Below are 16,841 nucleotides of genomic sequence, written 5' to 3'. Positions count from 1 at the left end.
TGGTCGGGGTGGCGCGCGTGGCGGGTGCGGGCGGAACGGGTCACTTGAAGCCGGTGGGCATGTACTGGTCGACGTTGGTCTTGTCGACGACGGCCGAGTAGAGCGTGATGGACGCCGGGATCTCGTACTCGGCCATGCCGCCGACGCCCTTGCCCTGGCCGAGGGCGCGCGCGAGGTCGATGGCGGAGGCGGCCATGGTCGGCGGGTACAGCACGGTCGCCTTCAGCACGCCGTTGTCCTGCTTGATGGCCTGGAAGGCGGAGAGGGCTCCGGCGCCGCCGACCATCAGGAAGTCCTCGCGCCCGGCCTGTTCGATGGCGCGCAGGGCGCCCACGCCCTGGTCGTCGTCGTGGTTCCACAGCGCGTCGAACTCCGGCTGCGCCTGCAGCAGCTGGGCCATCTTGGCCTGGCCGGACTCGACGGTGAACTCGGCGGCCTGGCGGGCCACCTTCTTGATGTTGGGATAGTTCTTCAGGGCGTCGTCGAAGCCCTGGGTACGCTGCTTGGTCAGCTCCAGGTTGTCCAGTCCGGCGAGCTCGATCACACGGGCGCCGGCCTTGCCCTTGAGTTTCTCGCCGATGTAGTGGCCGGCGTTGAGGCCCATGCCGTAGTTGTCGCCGCCGATCCAGCAGCGGTAGGCCTGCGGGGTGTTGAAGATCCGGTCGAGGTTGACGACCGGGATGCCGGCGCGCATCGCCTTCAGCCCGACCTGAGTGAGGGCCTTGCCGTCCGCGGGCAGCACCACCAGCACGTCGACCTTCTTGTTGATCAGGGTCTCGATCTGGCCGATCTGCTGGGCGGTGTCGTTGGAGCCCTCGGTGATCTCCAGCGTCACGTCCGGGTATTTCTCGGCGCGCTTCTTGGCGTTGTCGTTGATGGCGTTGAGCCACCCGTGGTCGGCCTGCGGTCCGGCGAAGCCGATGGTGACGGGCTTGCCGGGCTTGGCGTCGGCGGCGGGCTGGTCGTCGGCGGCCGGCTCGTCGGCGCCGGAGGGCTCGTTGCTGGTGCACCCGGCAAGGAGGGCGCCGGCCCCGACGGCGGCGGTCCCGAAGAGCAGACCTCTGCGGCTGGCGACGCGGCTCGTCAGGCGGCTCGTGACATCAGGCATGGCGGTGAACCCTTTCCTCAGGTCGTGCTCGCGGTACGGCGCTGGACCAGCACGGCGGCGACGATGATCGCGCCCTTGGCGATCTGCTGGACGTCGCTCTGCAGGTTGTTCAGGGCGAAGATGTCGGTGATCGTGGTGAAGATCAGGACGCCGAGCACGGAGCCGGTGATGGTGCCGCGGCCTCCGCTGAGCAGGGTGCCGCCGATGATCGCGGCGGCGATGGCGTCGAGTTCGTAGAGGTTGCCGTTGGTGTTCTGGCCGGATCCGGACAGCACGATCAGCAGGAACGCGGCGATGCCGCAGCACAGCCCGGACAGCAGGTACAGGTACAGCCGCTGGCGGCGTACGTCGATGCCGGCGAGCCGGGCGGCCTCCGCGTTGCCGCCGACGGCGACGGTGCGGCGCCCGAAGGTGGTGCGGTTGAGCAGCAGCCAGCCGATGACCGTCACGACCGCGAAGACCAGCACCAGGGGCGGGATGCCGAGCACATAGGCGTCGCGTTCGCCGAGGTCGAGCACGCCGGGCACGGTGACGATCTGTGTCCTGCCGTCGGTGATCTGCAGCGCCAGTCCGCGTGCCGAGGCGAGCATGGCGAGGGTGGCGATGAACGGCACCATCCCGCCGTAGGCGATGAGCAGCCCGTTGACCAGTCCGCAGCCGACGCCGACGACGATCGCGGTGAAGAGGATGCCGCCGAAGCCGTACTCCTGGGTGGCGACCGTGGTGGCCCACACGGAGGCGAGGGCGACGATCGCGCCGACGGACAGGTCGATCCCGCCGGAGGTGATGACGAAGGTCATGCCGACGGTGACGACACCGATCACCGAGGCCTGGGTGAGGACGAGTTGGAGGTTGCGGGTGTCGAGGAACTCGTCCGGCTTGGTGATCCCGCCGATGACGACCAGCACGGCCAGGACACCGAGCAGGGACAGGGTGCGGACATCCGTGCGGGCCAGCAGGCCGCGCCAGGCGGGCGGCCGGGCCGGGGGCACCTTGTCGGTGCTGTCCCGCGGCGGGGAGACGGGCTGCGTCATGACGCCGGGCTTCCTTCCATGACGAGGTCGAGGACGCGGTGTTCGTCGAGGGCCCGGGCGGGTGCCTCGTGCACCACCCGCCCCTCGCGCAGCACCAGGACGCGGTCGGCGAGGCCGAGCACCTCCGGCACCTCGCTGGAGACCAGCAGCACGGCCAGCCCTTCGTCGGCCAGCCGCCGCACCACCGCGTACAGTTCGGCGCGGGCGCCGACGTCGACACCGCGGGTGGGTTCGTCGAGCAGCAGCACCCGGCAGCCGCGCAACAGCCAGCGCGCCAGGACCGCTTTTTGCTGGTTGCCGCCGGACAGGGTGCGCACGGGCACGCCCGGGTTGTCGGGCCGCAGCGACAGCTCCCGGGTGGCGGCCCGGGCGGCACCGAGCTCGGCGCCCCGGTCGATCCAGCCGCCGCGCGAGAAGCGGGACAGCGAGGACACCGACACGTTGCGGGTGACGGACTCCAGCATCAGCAGGGCCTGCGCCTTGCGCTCCTCGGGGGCGAGCCCGAGCCCGGCCCGTACGGCGGCCCGTACGCTGCCCGGCTTCAACGGCCGCCCGTCCACCAGCACCTGACCGGCGGTCGGTTTGCGTGCTCCGTAGACGGTCTCGAGGATCTCGGAGCGCCCCGACCCGACCAGACCGGCCAGTCCGACGATCTCGCCGGGGTGCACGGTGAGGTCGAGCGGCTCGAACTCGCCCTGCCGGGCCAGCCCCCGCACCTGGAGGACCGGCCGGCCCGCCGCGGTGTCACGGGAGGGCCGCTCCGGGAAGACGTACTCGACGTTCCGCCCGGTCATCAGCGCCACGACCTCGCGGGTGGGGGTGGTCCTCGCGGGCAGTCCGCCGGCGACGGCCCGGCCGTCCTTCAGCACGGTCACCCGGTCGCCGATGCGGCGGATCTCCTCCAGGCGGTGCGAGATGTAGACGACGGCGACGCCGTCGGCGGTCAGGTCGCCGACGATGCGGAAGAGGTTGTCCACCTCGTCCGGGTCCAGGGCGGCGGACGGTTCGTCCATCACGATGAGCCGGACGTCGTGCGAGAGGGCCCGGGCCATCGACACGATCTGCTGCTGCGCCGCCGACAGCTCCCCGACCAGCCGGGCCGGATCGATCTCCGGGTGACCGAGTCGCCGTAACAGGCGTGCTGTCGAGGCACGTGCCGTCTTGCCGCGCACCACGAAACCGGCCGCGGTCGGCTCATGGCCGAGGTGGACGTTCTCGGCGACCGACAGGTGCTCCACCAGGTCGAGTTCCTGGTAGATGGTGGCGATGCCGAGGCGCATGGCGGCGATCGGTGAGCGCAGGACGACCGGTTCGCCGCGCCAGCGGATCGTGCCGGCATCGGGCTGGTGGGCGCCGGCCAGCACCTTGATCAGGGTGGACTTCCCGGCGCCGTTCTGGCCGAGCAGGCAGTGCACCTCGCCGGCCTGGACGTCGAGGTCGACGCCGTCCAGGGCCCGGACCCCGGGGAACGACTTGGTGATGCCGGACATGCTGAGCAGCGGTGGTTCTGATGCCATGCGGATTCCCCTCGGCGGGCGTGCGGGCCGGTGCAAGGGCGTTCGTGGTGCAGGCGGTTCAGGACGGGGTGCTGGTGGTACGGGCGTGTGCAGGGCAGGGCAGGGCAGAGCGGTGCGCTGTGCTGGTGGGCCGTACGAGCGAAGAGGCTTACGCGGGTGAGAACAGGTGGTCGCTGATGAGCCGGGCCGCGCCGATGACTCCGGCGGTGGGGCCCAGCTCGCCCAGGACGATGGGCAGGTTGCCGGTGGCCAGCGGCAGTGACTGGCGGTAGACCTGGGTGCGGATCGCGGCGAGCAGGGTGTGGCCGAGGCCGGTCACCCCGCCGCCGATCACCACCAGGCCGGGGTTGAAGAAGCTGACCAGGCCGGCGATGACCTGGCCGGTGCGGTTGCCGCCCTCACGGATCAGGTCGAGGCAGGTCGCGTCACCGGCGGCGGCCGCGGCGGCGACGTCGGCGGCGGTGAGCGCGCCGTTCGCCTCCAGCCGGCCGGCGAGCTCCAGTGAAAGCCCCTGCTGGGCGGCCTCGGTGGCGTCGCGGGCGAGGGCCGCCCCGCTGAAGTGGGCCTCCAGGCAGCCGCGGTTGCCGCAGGCGCAGGGACGGCCGTCGGGCACGGCCTGGATGTGCCCGATGTCGCCCGCGCTGCCCGTCGTCCCGCGGTAGACCTGACCGCCGACGACGATGCCGCAGCCGATGCCGGTGCCGATCTTGACGCAGAGGAAGTCGGCGACGGTGCGGGCGACACCCGCGTGCTGCTCCCCCAGCGCCATGAGGTTCACGTCGTTGTCGACCATGACCGGGCAGCCCAGGTCCTGGCTGAGGGCCTCCCGGACGGGGAAGCCGTCCCAGCCCGGCATGATCGGCGGAGCCACCGGCACGCCCTCGGGGAAGCGGACCGGACCCGGGACGCCGATGCCGGCGCCGTCGAAGCCCTCCGCGAGGCCCGAGGCCCTCAACTTCGCGGCCATGGACAGGACTTGCTCGAAGACCGCGACCGGGCCCTCGCGTACGTCCATGGGCTGGTTGAGGTGACCGAGGATCTCCAGCTCGGCGTTGGTGACGGCGACGTCGACCGAGGTCGCGCCGATGTCGACGCCGAGGAACCGCAGGTGCGGGTTGAGCCGGACGTTGTGGGAGCGGCGGCCGCCGCGCGAGGCGGCGAGTCCGTCGGCCACCACCAGCCCCGTCTCCAGCAGCCGGTCCACCTCGACGGCCAGCTTGGACCGCGACAGGTCGACCTGGTCGCCCAGCTGGGCGCGGGAGTTGGGGCCAGCGTCACGCAACAGCTTCAGCAGCTTGGCCTGATGGGCGTTCGCGGGTCGTGCCGTCATGCGTCTCACGAGCCCCTCCCCGCCTCGATCGGCCTGTGCGCGCCGGTTTCCGGCCACGTCCGCGGCTTGCTTTCGGAGGGAACGTAGCAGCGGCTGCCGGGGCTGGGAAGAAGTCGCGCGGAAATTGCCCCCAACTTTCTCCACTCACAGGACAAAGACCTCCGTGCCCGCTACGAGCGAGGCCGCTCGTGGTAGGAGCGCCGTGTGTGCTCGGTGTGAGCACGCATGAGCTGGGTGGCCCGCTGTTCGTCGCCGGCGGTGATCGCGGCGATCAGCTCCCGGTGCTCGATCCAGGACTCCCGGCCGCGCTGCCGGGCGACGGGCGTGTAGTACCAGCGCACCCGGCGGTCGACCTGCCCCGCGAGTTCGGCGAGGACGGCGTTTCCGGCCAGCTCCATCACCTTGGCGTGGAAGCGGGCGTTCAGGGCGACGGCTCCGTCCACGTCGTCGGCGGCGACGGCCGCCTCGCCCTGCGCGCACAGCTCGTCCAGGGCCCGCACGCCCGCGCTGTCGGCGTGGGCCGCGGCGAGCCGGGCCGCCTCGGCCTCCAGGAGTGTACGGACGGTCAGGAGCTGGTCGGCCTCCTCCTCCGTCGGCTCGTGCACGAACGCACCCTGGGCGGGCCGCAGATCGACCCACCCCTCGGTGTTCAGCCGCTGGAGGGCCTCGCGCACCGGCTGGCGGGAGACGCCCAGGTGCCCGGCGAGTTCACTCTCGACGAGATGCTGCCCGGGCTTGAGGGCGCGGGTGGTGATGAGTTCGAGCAGTGCCTGGTAGACGCGGTCGCGCAACGGGCCGGGGCGTTCGAGCTTGGGCACCGTCCCCTGGGGCAGTCCGGTCGACAGCATGGCGGTCCCCTCCTCGGCAGGGCCGTGGCAGGCGGAAAAAAGTCCTGTCACCGCACGGTCAGCGAGCTGATTGTCTTTTGTGTACAGTCCACGGCGCGTAAAAGCCAGGCAAAAGACGAGTCGACCGCGTCACATTTCTGGCGAGAACACGTCAGGGGCCGGCCACGCTCGGACTCAGGGGCAGCGGACCACCTGTCCGGCGTACGACAGGTTCCCGCCGAAGCCGAACAGCAGGACCGCGTCGCCGCTGGAGATCGCGCCCCGCTCGATGAGCTTGGAGAAGGCGAGCGGGATGCTCGCGGCCGAGGTGTTGCCGGACTCGGTGACGTCCCGGGCGACGACGGCGCCGACGGCGCCGATCCTGGCGGCGAGCGGCTCGATGATGCGCAGGTTGGCCTGGTGCAGCACGACGGCGGCGAGGTCCCGCGGTGCCACGTTCGCCCGCTCGCAGGCCTGGCGCGCGAGGGGCGGCAGCTGGGTGGTCGCCCAGCGGTAGACGCTCTGCCCCTCCTGCGCGAACCGCGGCGGGGTGCCCTCGATGCGCACGGCGTGCCCCATCTCCGGCACCGACCCCCACAGCACCGGACCGATGCCGGGCTCGGTGCCTTCGGGGCAGGCCTCCACCACGGCGGCGCCCGCACCGTCGCCGACCAGCACACACGTGGTGCGGTCGGTCCAGTCGGTCACGTCGGACATCTTGTCGGCGCCGATGACCAGGGCCCGGCTCGCCGCACCCGCGCGGACGGCGTGGTCGGCGGTGGCTAGGGCGTGGGTGAATCCCGCGCACACCACGTTGACGTCCAGTGCGGCGGGCGAGGGCACGCCCAGGCGGGCCGCGACCCGGGCCGCCGTGTTGGGCGACCGGTCGATGGCGGTGGACGTGGCGACGAGCACGAGGTCGATGTCCGCGGGCGTCAGTCCGGCCGACGCCAGGGCCTTGGCGGCGGCGTGGCCGGCCAGTTCGTCGACCGGCTCGTCGGGGCCGGCGATCCGGCGGGTGCGGATGCCCACACGGCTCGTGATCCACTCGTCGCTGGTGTCGACCATGCCCGCCAGGTCCTCGTTGGTGAGCACGGTGGCGGGCTGGTAGTGGCCGACGGCGGTGATGCGCGAGCCGTTCATGGGTGGATCCCCCTCGATGCCGGTGAGTAGCGGGATTCACCAGTGTGATGAGTGACTTGCGGGTACGGCGGCAGGTGATACCACAGGAAACGGGCGCCCGGCTTGTCGGCTTCCCTCACTCCGTGGGACGTCCGAGCAGTGCCGGGTGAAACCGGATGTCCGCGCAGTCCCCCGGCGCACCGGGGCGACCGCTCACCCGGTGAACAACCGCGTGGCCTTCTGGACGAGTTCGTACAGCCCGTAGGCGAGCGGCACGCCCACCCACAGCCAGGCCAGGGCGATCAGGCCGCGGCGGCTAGGCGGACTCTGGCTGCTGTCGTCCGGCATCGGCGACCTCCTTCGGCGCGGGGACCGGGACGTGGTGGCGGGGGTGAACGGGCCTGACGAGCTCGTTGGCGGCGAACCCGACGACGAGCAGCCCGATCATGATCAGGAACGACAGGCCGTAGAGCGACGCGCCGTGCCGGCCGGCCTCCTCCTGCCGGTCGGCGACCCAGTTGACGATCAGCGGTCCGAGCACTCCGGCGGTGGACCAGGCGGTGAGCAGCCGCCCGTGGATGGCGCCGACCTGGTAGGTGCCGAAGAGGTCCTTCAGATAGGCGGGGACCGTGGCGAAGCCGCCGCCGTAGAAGGAGAGGATCACCAGCGCGCACAGGACGAACAGCGGTTTCGAGGAGTCGCCGAACAGCGCGATGAGCGCGTACATCAGCGCGCCGGCGCCCAGATAGACGCGGTAGATGTTCTTCCGCCCGATCAGGTCGGACGTCGAGGACCAGCCGATCCGGCCGGCCATGTTCGCGGCCGACAGCAGGGCGACGAACCCGGCGGCCGCCGTGACCGACACCGGGGCGGCGGTGTCCGCGAAGAAGTCCCTGATCATCGGGGCGGCCTTCTCCAGGATGCCGATCCCGGCGGTGACGTTGGTGCAGAGCACGATCCACAGGCACCAGAACTGCGGGGTGCGGACCGCGCTGCGGGCCGAGACCTGCGGGCCGGTGCGCACCTGCGGCCCGGCCCCGGCCGGCTTGCCGGCGCGCGGCACCCGGACCAGCAGCACACCGAGGAGCATGAACACCGCGTACGACAGCCCGTGCACGAGGAAGGCGAGCGCGATGCCGGAGCTGTCGCCGCCGAACGACTCGAGCATCCGCGCCGACCACGGGGAGGCGATGAGCGCGCCGCCGCCGAAGCCCATGATGGCGATGCCGGTGGCCATGCCGGGCCGGTCCGGGAACCACCTGATGAGGGTCGACACCGGCGAGATGTAGCCGATGCCCAGTCCGACGCCGCCGACGAAACCGTAGCCGAGGATGATCAGCCAGTACCGCTCCGTCGCGGCGCCGAGCGCGGACAGCAGGAAGCCGGAGGAGAAACAGACCAGGGCGACGGTCATCGCCCAGCGCGGCCCGTTGCGCTCCACGAACGTGCCGCCGAACGCGGCGGACAGCCCGAGCATGACGATGGCCAGCTGGAACGGCAGCGCGCTCTGGGTGCCGCTGATGCCGAGCGCGGACTCCAGCGGCGCCTTGAACACGCTCCAGGCGTAGGCCTGCCCGATGGAGAGGTGGACGGAGAGAGCGGCGGGCGGGACGAGCCAGCGGCTCCAGCCCGGCGGCGCGGTGGGGGGACTCATGAGTCCTGAACGCTAGGGAACGGCGCGGTGGTTGAGAAGCCGTTGGAGGGACGGTGTACGACGAGCGGCCTTCCTGGCGCGCCGAACGGTCGGCGCACCCGGGGCCGCGTGTTCCATTCTGTAGACGATATGGGCTGTTCCGGGCCCGGCCCGTGGAGGACAATGACCAGCACGGACACACATCCGCGACCGACGGGGCTGATGGGGACATGGGACGAGTCACCGAACGACGCAAGGTGCTCCGGATCCGGGACGGCGCGGTCTCCAGCCGCCCGGACACGCTCGTCGCCGAGGAGCCCCTGGAGATCCGGCTGAACGGCAAGCCGCTGGCGATCACGATGCGCACCCCGGGCGACGACTTCGCGCTCGCCGCCGGGTTCCTGGTGAGCGAGGGGGTGCTGGGCGACGCCGCCGACCTGCAGAACATCGTCTACTGCGCCGGGGCGACAGCCGACGGCTCGAACACCTACAACGTGGTGGACGTACGGACGGCCCCCGGTGTGAAACTCCCCGACATCACCCTCGAGCGCAACGTCTACACCACCTCCTCCTGCGGCCTGTGCGGCAAGGCGAGCCTGGACGCCGTGCGGACGACGGCCCGCTGGCCCATCGCCGACACTCCCCCGCTGCGGGTGGAGCCCGAGCTGCTGGCGAGCCTTCCCGACCGGCTGCGGGCGGCCCAGCGGGTCTTCGACCGGACCGGGGGCCTGCACGCGGCGGCGCTGTTCGCGGAGGACGGCGAGCTGCTGGACATCCGGGAGGACGTGGGCCGGCACAACGCGGTCGACAAGCTGGTCGGCCGCGCCCTGCGGGAGGGGCGGCTGCCGCTGTCCCGGACCATCCTGCTGGTCTCCGGCCGGGCCTCCTTCGAACTGGCCCAGAAGGCGGTCATGGCCGGCATCCCGGTGCTCGCCGCGGTCTCGGCGCCGTCGTCCCTGGCGGTGGACCTGGCCGCCGAGACCAACCTGACGCTGGTGGGCTTCCTGCGGGGCAGCTCCATGAACGTGTACGCCGGCCAGGACCGGATCGCCCTGCGCACCGCGGCCGCCCAGAGCTGAGCCGGGCTCCGCCACGCCCGGCCGACGCGGAGCACCTCCCGCACCGCGGAGGGCCGTGTCAGGCCTCTGACCTGGGCCCATCGGCCCGGCCGTCTCCGGCCTGCCCCTTTCCGGCCGGATACCTCCGTCCCGCCCGCCCGGGCACCTCCGGCCCGGACATCTCATCCCGGCCCCTCCGTTCCGACGGCCCCCGTCCCGGCCGCCTCCAGCCCGGGCATTCGCCCCAACTGCCCCCGCCCCGGACACCTTCGTCCCGACACCCACGGCCGGGCAGGCTCCGCCCTGGATTCCCCCGACGAGGACCCTCACGACGCAACCACACCCGACCCACCCCGCCCCAGGCACCCTACGACCCGGCGCCCTCCACCCCGGAGACCCGCGTGAGCATGTCCAGGAACTGCTCCCGCTCGGCCGGCGCCAGAGGGGCCAGCAGTGTGTCGTTGGCCTCGCGCGCGACCTTCTCGCACCGCCTGAGCAGCCGGGCCCCCTCGTCCGTCAGCGACACCGCGTTCTTGCGCCGGTCCTTCGGATCGGGTGCGCGCAGGACGAGGCCCGCGGACTGGAGGTCGTTGAGGATGCCGACCAGGTCCTTCGGATCGAGCCGCACGCTCCGGCCGAGGTCGGCCTGGGCGACGGGGGCCAGGTCGCGTACGGCGGAGAGCACGACGTGGTGCCACATCTTCATGCCCTCGGCGGCCAGCGCCTCGGCCACCAGGGCCCGGCCGCGTGCGGCGGCGCGGCCGAGCAGCCAGCTGGGCAGGGAACGGATCGCGGGGAGGGGGGCTTCGGTCATGCCCGCAGCCTAGCCCGGAAACCGTTGGTCCTCCCTATGAACTTCCGATACCGTTGGGTTCCCCAACGAAGTCATGGGACTTCCCAACGAACCGAGAAGCAACGAGTCTGACCCTGGAGGTGCGATGCGCCGCATCCGCTACACATCCCGAGGCGGCCCCCTCTTCCTGGAGCAGGTGCCCGCTCCGGAACCGGGCCCGGGAGAGCTGCTCGTCCGTACGGAGGCCGTCGGCGTCACCCTGCCGGTCGTGCGCAAGGTCACCGAGAGCCCCGACCCGGTGCCGCTGGGCGGTGAGATCGCGGGGGAGGTGGTGGCGACCGGCGACGGCGTGCGCGAGTTCCGCCCGGGCGACCGGGTGACGGGCCTGTGCTTCGGCCACGGCTACGCCGACCTGGCACCCCTGCACGAGTCCATGGCCTCCCCGATCCCCGCCGGCGCGAGCGCCGTCGACGCGGTCGCACTCGTCCGCAGCGGCCTGGTGGCTCTCGGCGCCCTGGCGGCGGCCCGGCCGGCCCGGGGCGAGGCGGTGCTGGTCACGGCCGCGGCGAGCGGGGTCGGCCATCTGGCCGTGCAGCTCGCCCGGGCGCGAGGAGCGGGCCGCGTGGTGGGGGCCGTGTCCGACCCGGCCAAGGCGGACTTCGTGCGGGGCCTCGGCGCCGACCACGTCGTCACCTACGGCGAGGCGAACTGGGGCGCGCCGGTCGACTACGCCCTGGACGGGGTGGGCGGCGACCTGCTCACCCCGGCGCTCGCGGCGCTCACCCCGGGCGGGCGGCTGGTCGCGTACAGCTCCGGCGGCGGCACGATCCAGGCGTACGACCTGCTGGCCGGGGCGAAGACCGTGACGGGGTTCCAGATGGCGCGCCTCGCCCGCGAACGGCCCGAGCTGTACGAAAGCCGGCGGCGGGAACTGTGGCAGCTGTTCGCGGACGGCGCGCTCAGGCCCGTCGTCCACGGGCCCTTCGCGCTTCAGGACGCGGAGAAGGCGCACGAGGCCGTCGCGTCGCGGAGCAATCTCGGGAAGGTCGTGCTCCTCCCCTGAGGGCGCGACACGCTCCTCGCACGTCCGCACGTCCGCACGTCAGCACGTCCGCACGGCGCTGCCGCGCGGCGCTGTCGCCGCGCACGACCCACAGGCCCACCCGCCGCCGAGCGTGGGCGGCCGGCCGGTGCCGAGCTGCGACGTGAACCGGCCGGAGGCCACCCGGACGGCGGCGCGGCTCAGCCGGGACGCGTTCCCGTACCGACCGCGGTCGGTGACGCCGCGGCCGGCACAGCGGCGCCGGCCTCCCGCACCGGGTCGTGGGCGCGGCGCTTGGCGAGCACCGCGCAGACCATCAGCTGCATCTGGTGGAAGAGCATCAGCGGCAGTACGGCCAGCGAGGCCTGCGCGCCGAACAGCACGCTCGCCATCGGCAGCCCGGCGGCCAGGGACTTCTTCGACCCGGCGAACTGGATCACGATCCGGTCCTCGCGGCAGAAGCCCAGCGCCTTGCCGCCGTACCAGGTCAGCGTCAGCATCACGGCGAGCAGCACCGCCTCGACGGCGAGCAGCCCGGCCAGCCGGACGGGGCTGACCTGGTGCCAGATGCCCTGGACCATGCCCTGGCTGAACGCGGTGTAGACGACGAGCAGGATCGAACCGCGGTCGACGAGGCCGAGCACCTTCTTGTGCCGGGTGACGAACCCGCCGATCCAGCGGCGCAGCAGCTGCCCGGCGAGGAACGGCACGAGCAGCTGGAGCACGATCTTCACCAGCGCGTCGGCGGAGAAGCCGCCGCCGCTGCCGCCGAGCAGGGAGGCCGCCAGCAGTGGGGTGGCGACGATGCCGACCAGCGAGGAGAAGGAGCCCGCGCAGATCGCGGCGGGCACGTTGCCGCGCGCGATGGAGGTGAAGGCGATCGACGACTGCACGGTCGAGGGCACCAGCGTCAGGAACAGCAGCCCCTGGTACAGCGGGTGCGTCAGCAGCACCGGCACCAGCCCGCGGGCCGCCAGGCCCAGCACCGGGAAGAGCAGGAAGGTGCAGGCCAGGACGGTGACGTGGAGCCGCCAGTGCCGCAGCCCGTCCAGCGCCTCACGGGTGGACAGGCGGGCACCGTAGAGGAAGAACAACAGGGCGATCGCGGCGGTCGAGGCGCCGGACGCCACGTCGGCGCCCGTCCCGCGCGCCGGGACCAGGGCGGCGAGCCCCACGGTCCCGAGCAGCAGCAGGATGTAGGGGTCGATCGGCAGCCGACTCGGCCATCGCAGGCGTTTCACGGTGCTCCACTTGCTCGGTGCTGTCGGTGGTACAGGGGTCCCCTCCCCATCGTGCTCCCTCCCCGGCCGATCGGGAATCCCGTATACCGCTCTCACTGTCATCACGCTCCGCGATAGCGTGGAGCCGTGTACGACCCCTCCCACCTGCGCACGTTCCTGTCGGTCGCGCAGACCCTGAGCTTCACCCAGGCCGCCCGGCGGCTCGGACTGCGGCAGTCCACCGTCAGCCAGCACGTACGGCGCCTGGAGGACGCCACCGGGCGGCAGCTGTTCACCCGGGACACCCACTCCGTGGAGCTGACGGAGGACGGGGAGGCGATGCTCGGCTTCGCACGCCGGATCCTGGAGGTGCACGAGCAGGCGGCGGCGTTCTTCCGGGGCACCCGGCTGCGCGGCCGGCTGCGCTTCGGCGCCTCCGAGGACTTCGTGCTGACCCGGCTGCCGGAGATCCTGGAAGGCTTCCGCCACGACCACCCGGAGGTCGACCTGGAGCTGACCGTGGAGCTGTCCGGCACCCTGCACGAGCAGCTGGCGGCCGGAAAGCTGGACCTGGTCCTGGCCAAGCGGCGGCCGGAGGACCCGCGCGGCGAGCTGGTCTGGCACGACCGGCTGGTGTGGATCGGCGCCGAACGGCTGCGCCTCGACGCCGACCGCCCGGTGCCGCTCATCGTCTACCCGCCGCCCGGCATCACCCGGGCACTCGCCCTGGAGGCGCTTCAGCGGCAGGGCCGCCAGTGGCGGATCGCCTGCACCAGCGGCAGTCTCAACGGCCTGGTCGCGGCGGCCCGGGCGGGCCTGGGGGTGATGGCCCACTCGCGGGGTCTCATCCCGCCCGGCCTGGTGCGGGTGGCGGACCGGGCGGGCCTGCCCGAGCTCGGCCGGGTCGACTTCGTCCTGGTCCACGGCCGCCGCCCCTCCGCCCAGGACGCGGCGGACGCCCTGGCGGCGGCGATCCTGGCGGGCAGCGACCGGTTGCAGGGCCGGCGGGGCGAGGGGCTGTGACGCTTTCTGGCGCGCCGGCGCTGAACGGGGAGAGGCCGGTACCCGGGAAGGCGCCGGGTCAGGACCCCGGCCGTGGCCCAGTCGTACAGATTCGGTGGAGATTACGGCACCGAAACTTACTGAACCGTCAGGATTGTGTCCGGCCCTTCCGCGGGTGAGCGCTTTGTCCCCCGCTGACCAGCGCGGACCTGAGCGGTGCTCGCCTTCGCGCCCTCTCCCGGCCTCCGGCCGGGTGGGGTAGCTTTCACGGCGCTGTGCGGAGTGCCACGAAGAGCGGGGAGCGGGTTTGCGCGAGTTCACCAACCCTCCGTTGGCGCTGGCACCGCCGGTGGGCGGTCTGGCCGACGTCGTCTTCCGGTATGCCCAGGAGGACCCGCTGCACATCGCGCTCGGCCGCAAGGACGACAGCGGGCAGTGGCGGGACGTGACCAGCGCCGAGTTCCGCGACGAGGTGCTCGCCCTGGCGAAGGGGCTGCTCGCCCAGGGCATCCGGTTCGGCGACCGGGTCGCGATCATGTCCCGCACCCGCTACGAGTGGACCCTGTTCGACTTCGCCCTGTGGACGATCGGTGCCCAGGTGGTGCCCGTCTACCCCACGTCCTCGGCCGAGCAGTGCTTCTGGATGCTCTACGACGCCGAGGTCACCGCCGCGATCGTGGAGCACGAGGACCACGCGATGACGATCGCCACCGTCATCGACCGGCTCCCGCAGCTGCGCCGGCTGTGGCAGCTGGACTCCGGCGCCCTGCAGGAGCTGTACGACGCGGGCGCTCATCTCGACGACGAGGTGGTGCACCGGCACCGGCAGGCCGTGACCCCCGACTCGGTCGCCACGATCATCTACACCTCGGGCACCACCGGACGCCCCAAGGGCTGTCTCATCACCCACGGCAACTTCATGTTCGAGGCGGACACCGTCATCGAGCGCTGGGAGCCACTGTTCCACTCCCGCAAGGGCGACGAGCCGGCGACGCTGCTGTTCCTGCCGCTCGCGCACGTCTTCGGGCGGATGGTGCAGGTCGCCGGGATCCGCGGCCGTGTGAAGTTCGGCCACCAGCCGCAGCTGAACGCCGCCGCCCTGCTGCCCGATCTGGCCGCGTTCCGGCCGACGTTCATCCTCGCGGTGCCGTACATCTTCGAGAAGGTGTTCAACGCCGCACGCCGCAAGGCCGAGAAGGAGGGGCGGGCCGGGCCGTTCGAGAAGGCCGTCGAGGTGGCCGTGACGTACGCGGACGCCATGGAGGCCAAGGCGTGGGGCACCGGCCCCGGGCCGTCGGCGGGGCTGCGCATGCAGCACCAGCTGTTCGACAAGCTCGTCTACTCCAAGGTGCGCGCCGCCATGGGCGGCCGCATCCGGCACGCGATGTCGGGCGGCTCGGCGATGGACCGGCGGCTCGGGCTGTTCTTCGCGGGCGCGGGCGTGCACATCTACGAGGGCTACGGCCTGACCGAGTCCACGGCCGCGGCGACCGCCAACCCGCCCGGGCGCACCCGCTACGGCACCGTCGGGCAGCCCATCCCGGGCGTCACCGTGCACATCGCCGACGACGGCGAGATCTGGCTGCGCGGCGCCAACGTCTTCCAGGGCTACCTCAACAACCCCAAGGCCACCGACGAGACCCTGCACGACGGCTGGCTGGCCACCGGCGACCTCGGCTCGCTCGACGAGGACGGCTACCTCACCATCACCGGCCGCAAGAAGGAGATCCTGGTCACATCGGGCGGCAAAAGCGTTTCACCAGGGCCGCTGGAGGAACGCGTCCGGGACCATCCGCTGGTCAACCAGTGCATCGTCGTGGGCAACGACCGTCCCTACGTCGCCGCGCTGGTGACCCTGGACCAGGAGGCCGTCGAGCACTGGCTGATGATGCGTGACAAGCCGAGGATGACCCCGCAGCAGCTGGTGCGCGACCCGGACCTGGAGACGGAGATCCGGCGCGCGGTGGTGGCGGCCAACACGCTGGTGTCGCAAGCGGAGTCGATCCGCACGTTCCGCATCCTGGCGCAGCCGTTCACCGAGGAGCACGGCCTGCTCACGCCCTCGCTGAAGCTGAAGCGGAAGGCGATCGAGAAGGCCTACGCCGACGAGGTCGAGGCTCTGTACCGCGCCTGAACCGTCCCCGCATGTCCCCTTGGTCACGTGTGTTATCCCCGAATTCTCCCGTCAGGAATGCATCGCGGTGCGTGATCGTTGACGATGGGAGTACCACCTGACGACAACCGTAAGGATCGAGAGCTCGTGAGCAGCAAGGTCCCCCCGATCACTCTGAACAACGGCGTCGAGATGCCCCAGCTGGGCTTCGGTGTCTGGCAGGTGCCGGACGACGAGGCCGAGTCGGCTGTCACGACGGCCCTGGAGGCCGGGTACCGCAGCATCGACACGGCGGCGATCTACGGCAACGAGGAGGGCACCGGCAAGGCCATCGCCGCGTCCGGTATCCCCCGCGAGGAGATCTTCGTCACCACCAAGCTCTGGAACAGCGACCAGGGGTACGACTCCACGCTGCGCGCGTTCGACACGTCCCTGGCCAAGCTCGGCCTGGACTACGTCGACCTGTACCTGATCCACTGGCCGCTGCCGGCCCGGGACACCTACGTCGACACCTACAAGGCGTTCGAGAAGCTGCACGCCGACGGCCGGATCCGGGCCATCGGTGTCTCCAACTTCCTTCCGGAGCACCTGCAGCGGCTGATCGGCGAGACGTCGGTCGTCCCGGCGGTCAACCAGATCGAGCTGCACCCGCACCTCCAGCAGCGCGCCGCCCGCGAGTACCACGCGGAGCAGGGCATCGCCACCGAGGCGTGGTCGCCGCTCGGCCAGGGCAAGGGGCTGCTGGAGGTCCCGGCGATCGTGGCCATCGCCCGCAAGCACGACCGCACTCCCGCGCAGGTCGTGCTGCGCTGGCACCTGCAGCTCGGGAACATCGTCATCCCGAAGTCCGTGACGCCGTCCCGGATCAAGGAGAACATCGAGGTCTTCGACTTCAGCCTGGACGACGAGGACCTCGCGGCGATCAGCGCCCTGAACGAGGACCGCCGGCTGGGCCCGGACCCGGCGACGTTCGACATGGCCTGAGGCCGCGACCGGCACAGGTGGGCAGGGCCCGTTCCCGGGCCCTGCCCTTCGTCGCCCC

The 16,841-nt window shown here is 71.9% G+C and carries 15 protein-coding genes; 5 read left to right on the top strand and 10 right to left on the bottom strand.

What is annotated here, in order from left to right; genetic code table 11:
* Nucleotides 1-40: 40 nt before the first annotated feature.
* From AB0K80_RS12500 to AB0K80_RS12465, 8 genes are all read right to left on the bottom strand, one after another.
* The gene (locus AB0K80_RS12500) at nucleotides 41-1,108 is read right to left on the bottom strand and encodes a substrate-binding domain-containing protein (RefSeq protein WP_365668646.1); all 1,068 of its coding nucleotides are present in this window, start codon (nucleotides 1,106-1,108) and stop codon (nucleotides 41-43) included.
* Nucleotides 1,109-1,125: 17 nt separating this feature from the next.
* Complete coding sequence (locus tag AB0K80_RS12495) at nucleotides 1,126-2,142, bottom strand: ABC transporter permease (RefSeq protein ID WP_365668645.1); 1,017 nt, start codon at nucleotides 2,140-2,142, stop codon at nucleotides 1,126-1,128.
* Nucleotides 2,139-3,659: a sugar ABC transporter ATP-binding protein gene (locus tag AB0K80_RS12490; RefSeq protein WP_365668643.1), complete on the bottom strand. Its 1,521-nt coding sequence runs from the start codon at nucleotides 3,657-3,659 to the stop codon at nucleotides 2,139-2,141. Before AB0K80_RS12490 ends, AB0K80_RS12495 begins: the two co-directional genes overlap by 4 nt.
* Nucleotides 3,660-3,807: 148 nt before the next feature.
* On the bottom strand, nucleotides 3,808-4,989 hold the full coding sequence (locus tag AB0K80_RS12485; RefSeq protein ID WP_365668641.1) for an ROK family transcriptional regulator: 1,182 nt from the start codon (nucleotides 4,987-4,989) through the stop codon (nucleotides 3,808-3,810).
* Nucleotides 4,990-5,159: 170 nt separating this feature from the next.
* Nucleotides 5,160-5,837 carry a GntR family transcriptional regulator gene (locus AB0K80_RS12480; protein WP_365668639.1) on the bottom strand — a complete coding sequence of 226 codons (678 nt, stop codon included), beginning with the start codon at nucleotides 5,835-5,837 and terminating at the stop codon, nucleotides 5,160-5,162.
* A gap of 174 nt (nucleotides 5,838-6,011) precedes the next feature.
* Nucleotides 6,012-6,959, bottom strand: a complete 948-nt coding sequence (locus AB0K80_RS12475) for a beta-ketoacyl-ACP synthase III (RefSeq protein ID WP_365668637.1) — start codon at nucleotides 6,957-6,959, stop codon at nucleotides 6,012-6,014.
* 192 nt (nucleotides 6,960-7,151) lie between these two features.
* On the bottom strand, nucleotides 7,152-7,286 hold the full coding sequence (locus AB0K80_RS12470) for a hypothetical protein (RefSeq protein ID WP_365668635.1): 135 nt from the start codon (nucleotides 7,284-7,286) through the stop codon (nucleotides 7,152-7,154).
* A complete protein-coding gene (locus tag AB0K80_RS12465; RefSeq protein ID WP_365668633.1) occupies nucleotides 7,255-8,592 on the bottom strand; it encodes an OFA family MFS transporter in 1,338 nt (445 codons plus the stop codon). The genes AB0K80_RS12470 and AB0K80_RS12465 overlap by 32 nt, the downstream gene beginning before the upstream one ends.
* Before the next feature lie 209 nt (nucleotides 8,593-8,801).
* On the opposite strand from AB0K80_RS12465, the gene fdhD reads away from it, so the two are divergent.
* Nucleotides 8,802-9,650, top strand: a complete 849-nt coding sequence (gene fdhD / locus AB0K80_RS12460) for a formate dehydrogenase accessory sulfurtransferase FdhD (protein ID WP_365668632.1) — start codon at nucleotides 8,802-8,804, stop codon at nucleotides 9,648-9,650.
* A gap of 346 nt (nucleotides 9,651-9,996) precedes the next feature.
* On the opposite strand, the gene AB0K80_RS12455 is transcribed toward fdhD, so the two are convergent.
* Nucleotides 9,997-10,443, bottom strand: a complete 447-nt coding sequence (locus AB0K80_RS12455) for a MarR family winged helix-turn-helix transcriptional regulator (RefSeq protein ID WP_365668630.1) — start codon at nucleotides 10,441-10,443, stop codon at nucleotides 9,997-9,999.
* 124 nt (nucleotides 10,444-10,567) lie between these two features.
* Here AB0K80_RS12455 and AB0K80_RS12450 point away from each other — a divergent pair, with 124 nt between their 5' ends.
* Nucleotides 10,568-11,485, top strand: coding sequence for a zinc-binding dehydrogenase (locus tag AB0K80_RS12450; protein WP_365668628.1), 918 nt, complete (start codon nucleotides 10,568-10,570; stop codon nucleotides 11,483-11,485).
* Nucleotides 11,486-11,664: 179 nt separating this feature from the next.
* Here AB0K80_RS12450 and AB0K80_RS12445 read toward each other — a convergent pair whose 3' ends face one another.
* On the bottom strand, nucleotides 11,665-12,705 hold the full coding sequence (locus AB0K80_RS12445; protein WP_365668626.1) for a bile acid:sodium symporter family protein: 1,041 nt from the start codon (nucleotides 12,703-12,705) through the stop codon (nucleotides 11,665-11,667).
* 126 nt (nucleotides 12,706-12,831) lie between these two features.
* On the opposite strand from AB0K80_RS12445, the gene AB0K80_RS12440 reads away from it, so the two are divergent.
* From AB0K80_RS12440 to AB0K80_RS12430, 3 genes are all read left to right on the top strand, one after another.
* Nucleotides 12,832-13,707 (top strand): LysR substrate-binding domain-containing protein, encoded by an 876-nt coding sequence (locus AB0K80_RS12440; RefSeq protein WP_365668624.1) that lies wholly within the window; start codon nucleotides 12,832-12,834, stop codon nucleotides 13,705-13,707.
* A gap of 286 nt (nucleotides 13,708-13,993) precedes the next feature.
* Nucleotides 13,994-15,820, top strand: coding sequence for an AMP-dependent synthetase/ligase (locus AB0K80_RS12435; protein ID WP_365668622.1), 1,827 nt, complete (start codon nucleotides 13,994-13,996; stop codon nucleotides 15,818-15,820).
* A 126-nt stretch (nucleotides 15,821-15,946) separates the two neighbouring features.
* Nucleotides 15,947-16,783: an aldo/keto reductase gene (locus AB0K80_RS12430; protein ID WP_365668620.1), complete on the top strand. Its 837-nt coding sequence runs from the start codon at nucleotides 15,947-15,949 to the stop codon at nucleotides 16,781-16,783.
* Nucleotides 16,784-16,841: the final 58 nt, after the last annotated feature.

It is taken from the genome of Streptomyces sp. NPDC052682 (assembly GCF_040678435.1).
Taxonomy (GTDB): Bacteria; Actinomycetota; Actinomycetes; order Streptomycetales; family Streptomycetaceae; genus Streptomyces.
The sequence above is the reverse complement of the archived record's forward strand: the minus strand, read 5'-3'. Positions and strand labels throughout refer to the sequence as shown.

What these genes read in the sequence shown, in the direction of transcription:
- AB0K80_RS12500 (WP_365668646.1), bottom strand. Translation starts at nt 1,108, where the DNA reads ATGCCTGATGTCACGAGCCGCCTGACGAGCCGCGTCGCCAGCCGCAGA.
- AB0K80_RS12495 (WP_365668645.1), bottom strand. Translation starts at nt 2,142, where the DNA reads ATGACGCAGCCCGTCTCCCCGCCGCGGGACAGCACCGACAAGGTGCCC.
- AB0K80_RS12490 (WP_365668643.1), bottom strand. Translation starts at nt 3,659, where the DNA reads ATGGCATCAGAACCACCGCTGCTCAGCATGTCCGGCATCACCAAGTCG.
- AB0K80_RS12485 (WP_365668641.1), bottom strand. Translation starts at nt 4,989, where the DNA reads ATGACGGCACGACCCGCGAACGCCCATCAGGCCAAGCTGCTGAAGCTG.
- AB0K80_RS12480 (WP_365668639.1), bottom strand. Translation starts at nt 5,837, where the DNA reads ATGCTGTCGACCGGACTGCCCCAGGGGACGGTGCCCAAGCTCGAACGC.
- AB0K80_RS12475 (WP_365668637.1), bottom strand. Translation starts at nt 6,959, where the DNA reads ATGAACGGCTCGCGCATCACCGCCGTCGGCCACTACCAGCCCGCCACC.
- AB0K80_RS12470 (WP_365668635.1), bottom strand. Translation starts at nt 7,286, where the DNA reads ATGCCGGACGACAGCAGCCAGAGTCCGCCTAGCCGCCGCGGCCTGATC.
- AB0K80_RS12465 (WP_365668633.1), bottom strand. Translation starts at nt 8,592, where the DNA reads ATGAGTCCCCCCACCGCGCCGCCGGGCTGGAGCCGCTGGCTCGTCCCG.
- fdhD (WP_365668632.1), top strand. Translation starts at nt 8,802, where the DNA reads ATGGGACGAGTCACCGAACGACGCAAGGTGCTCCGGATCCGGGACGGC.
- AB0K80_RS12455 (WP_365668630.1), bottom strand. Translation starts at nt 10,443, where the DNA reads ATGACCGAAGCCCCCCTCCCCGCGATCCGTTCCCTGCCCAGCTGGCTG.
- AB0K80_RS12450 (WP_365668628.1), top strand. Translation starts at nt 10,568, where the DNA reads ATGCGCCGCATCCGCTACACATCCCGAGGCGGCCCCCTCTTCCTGGAG.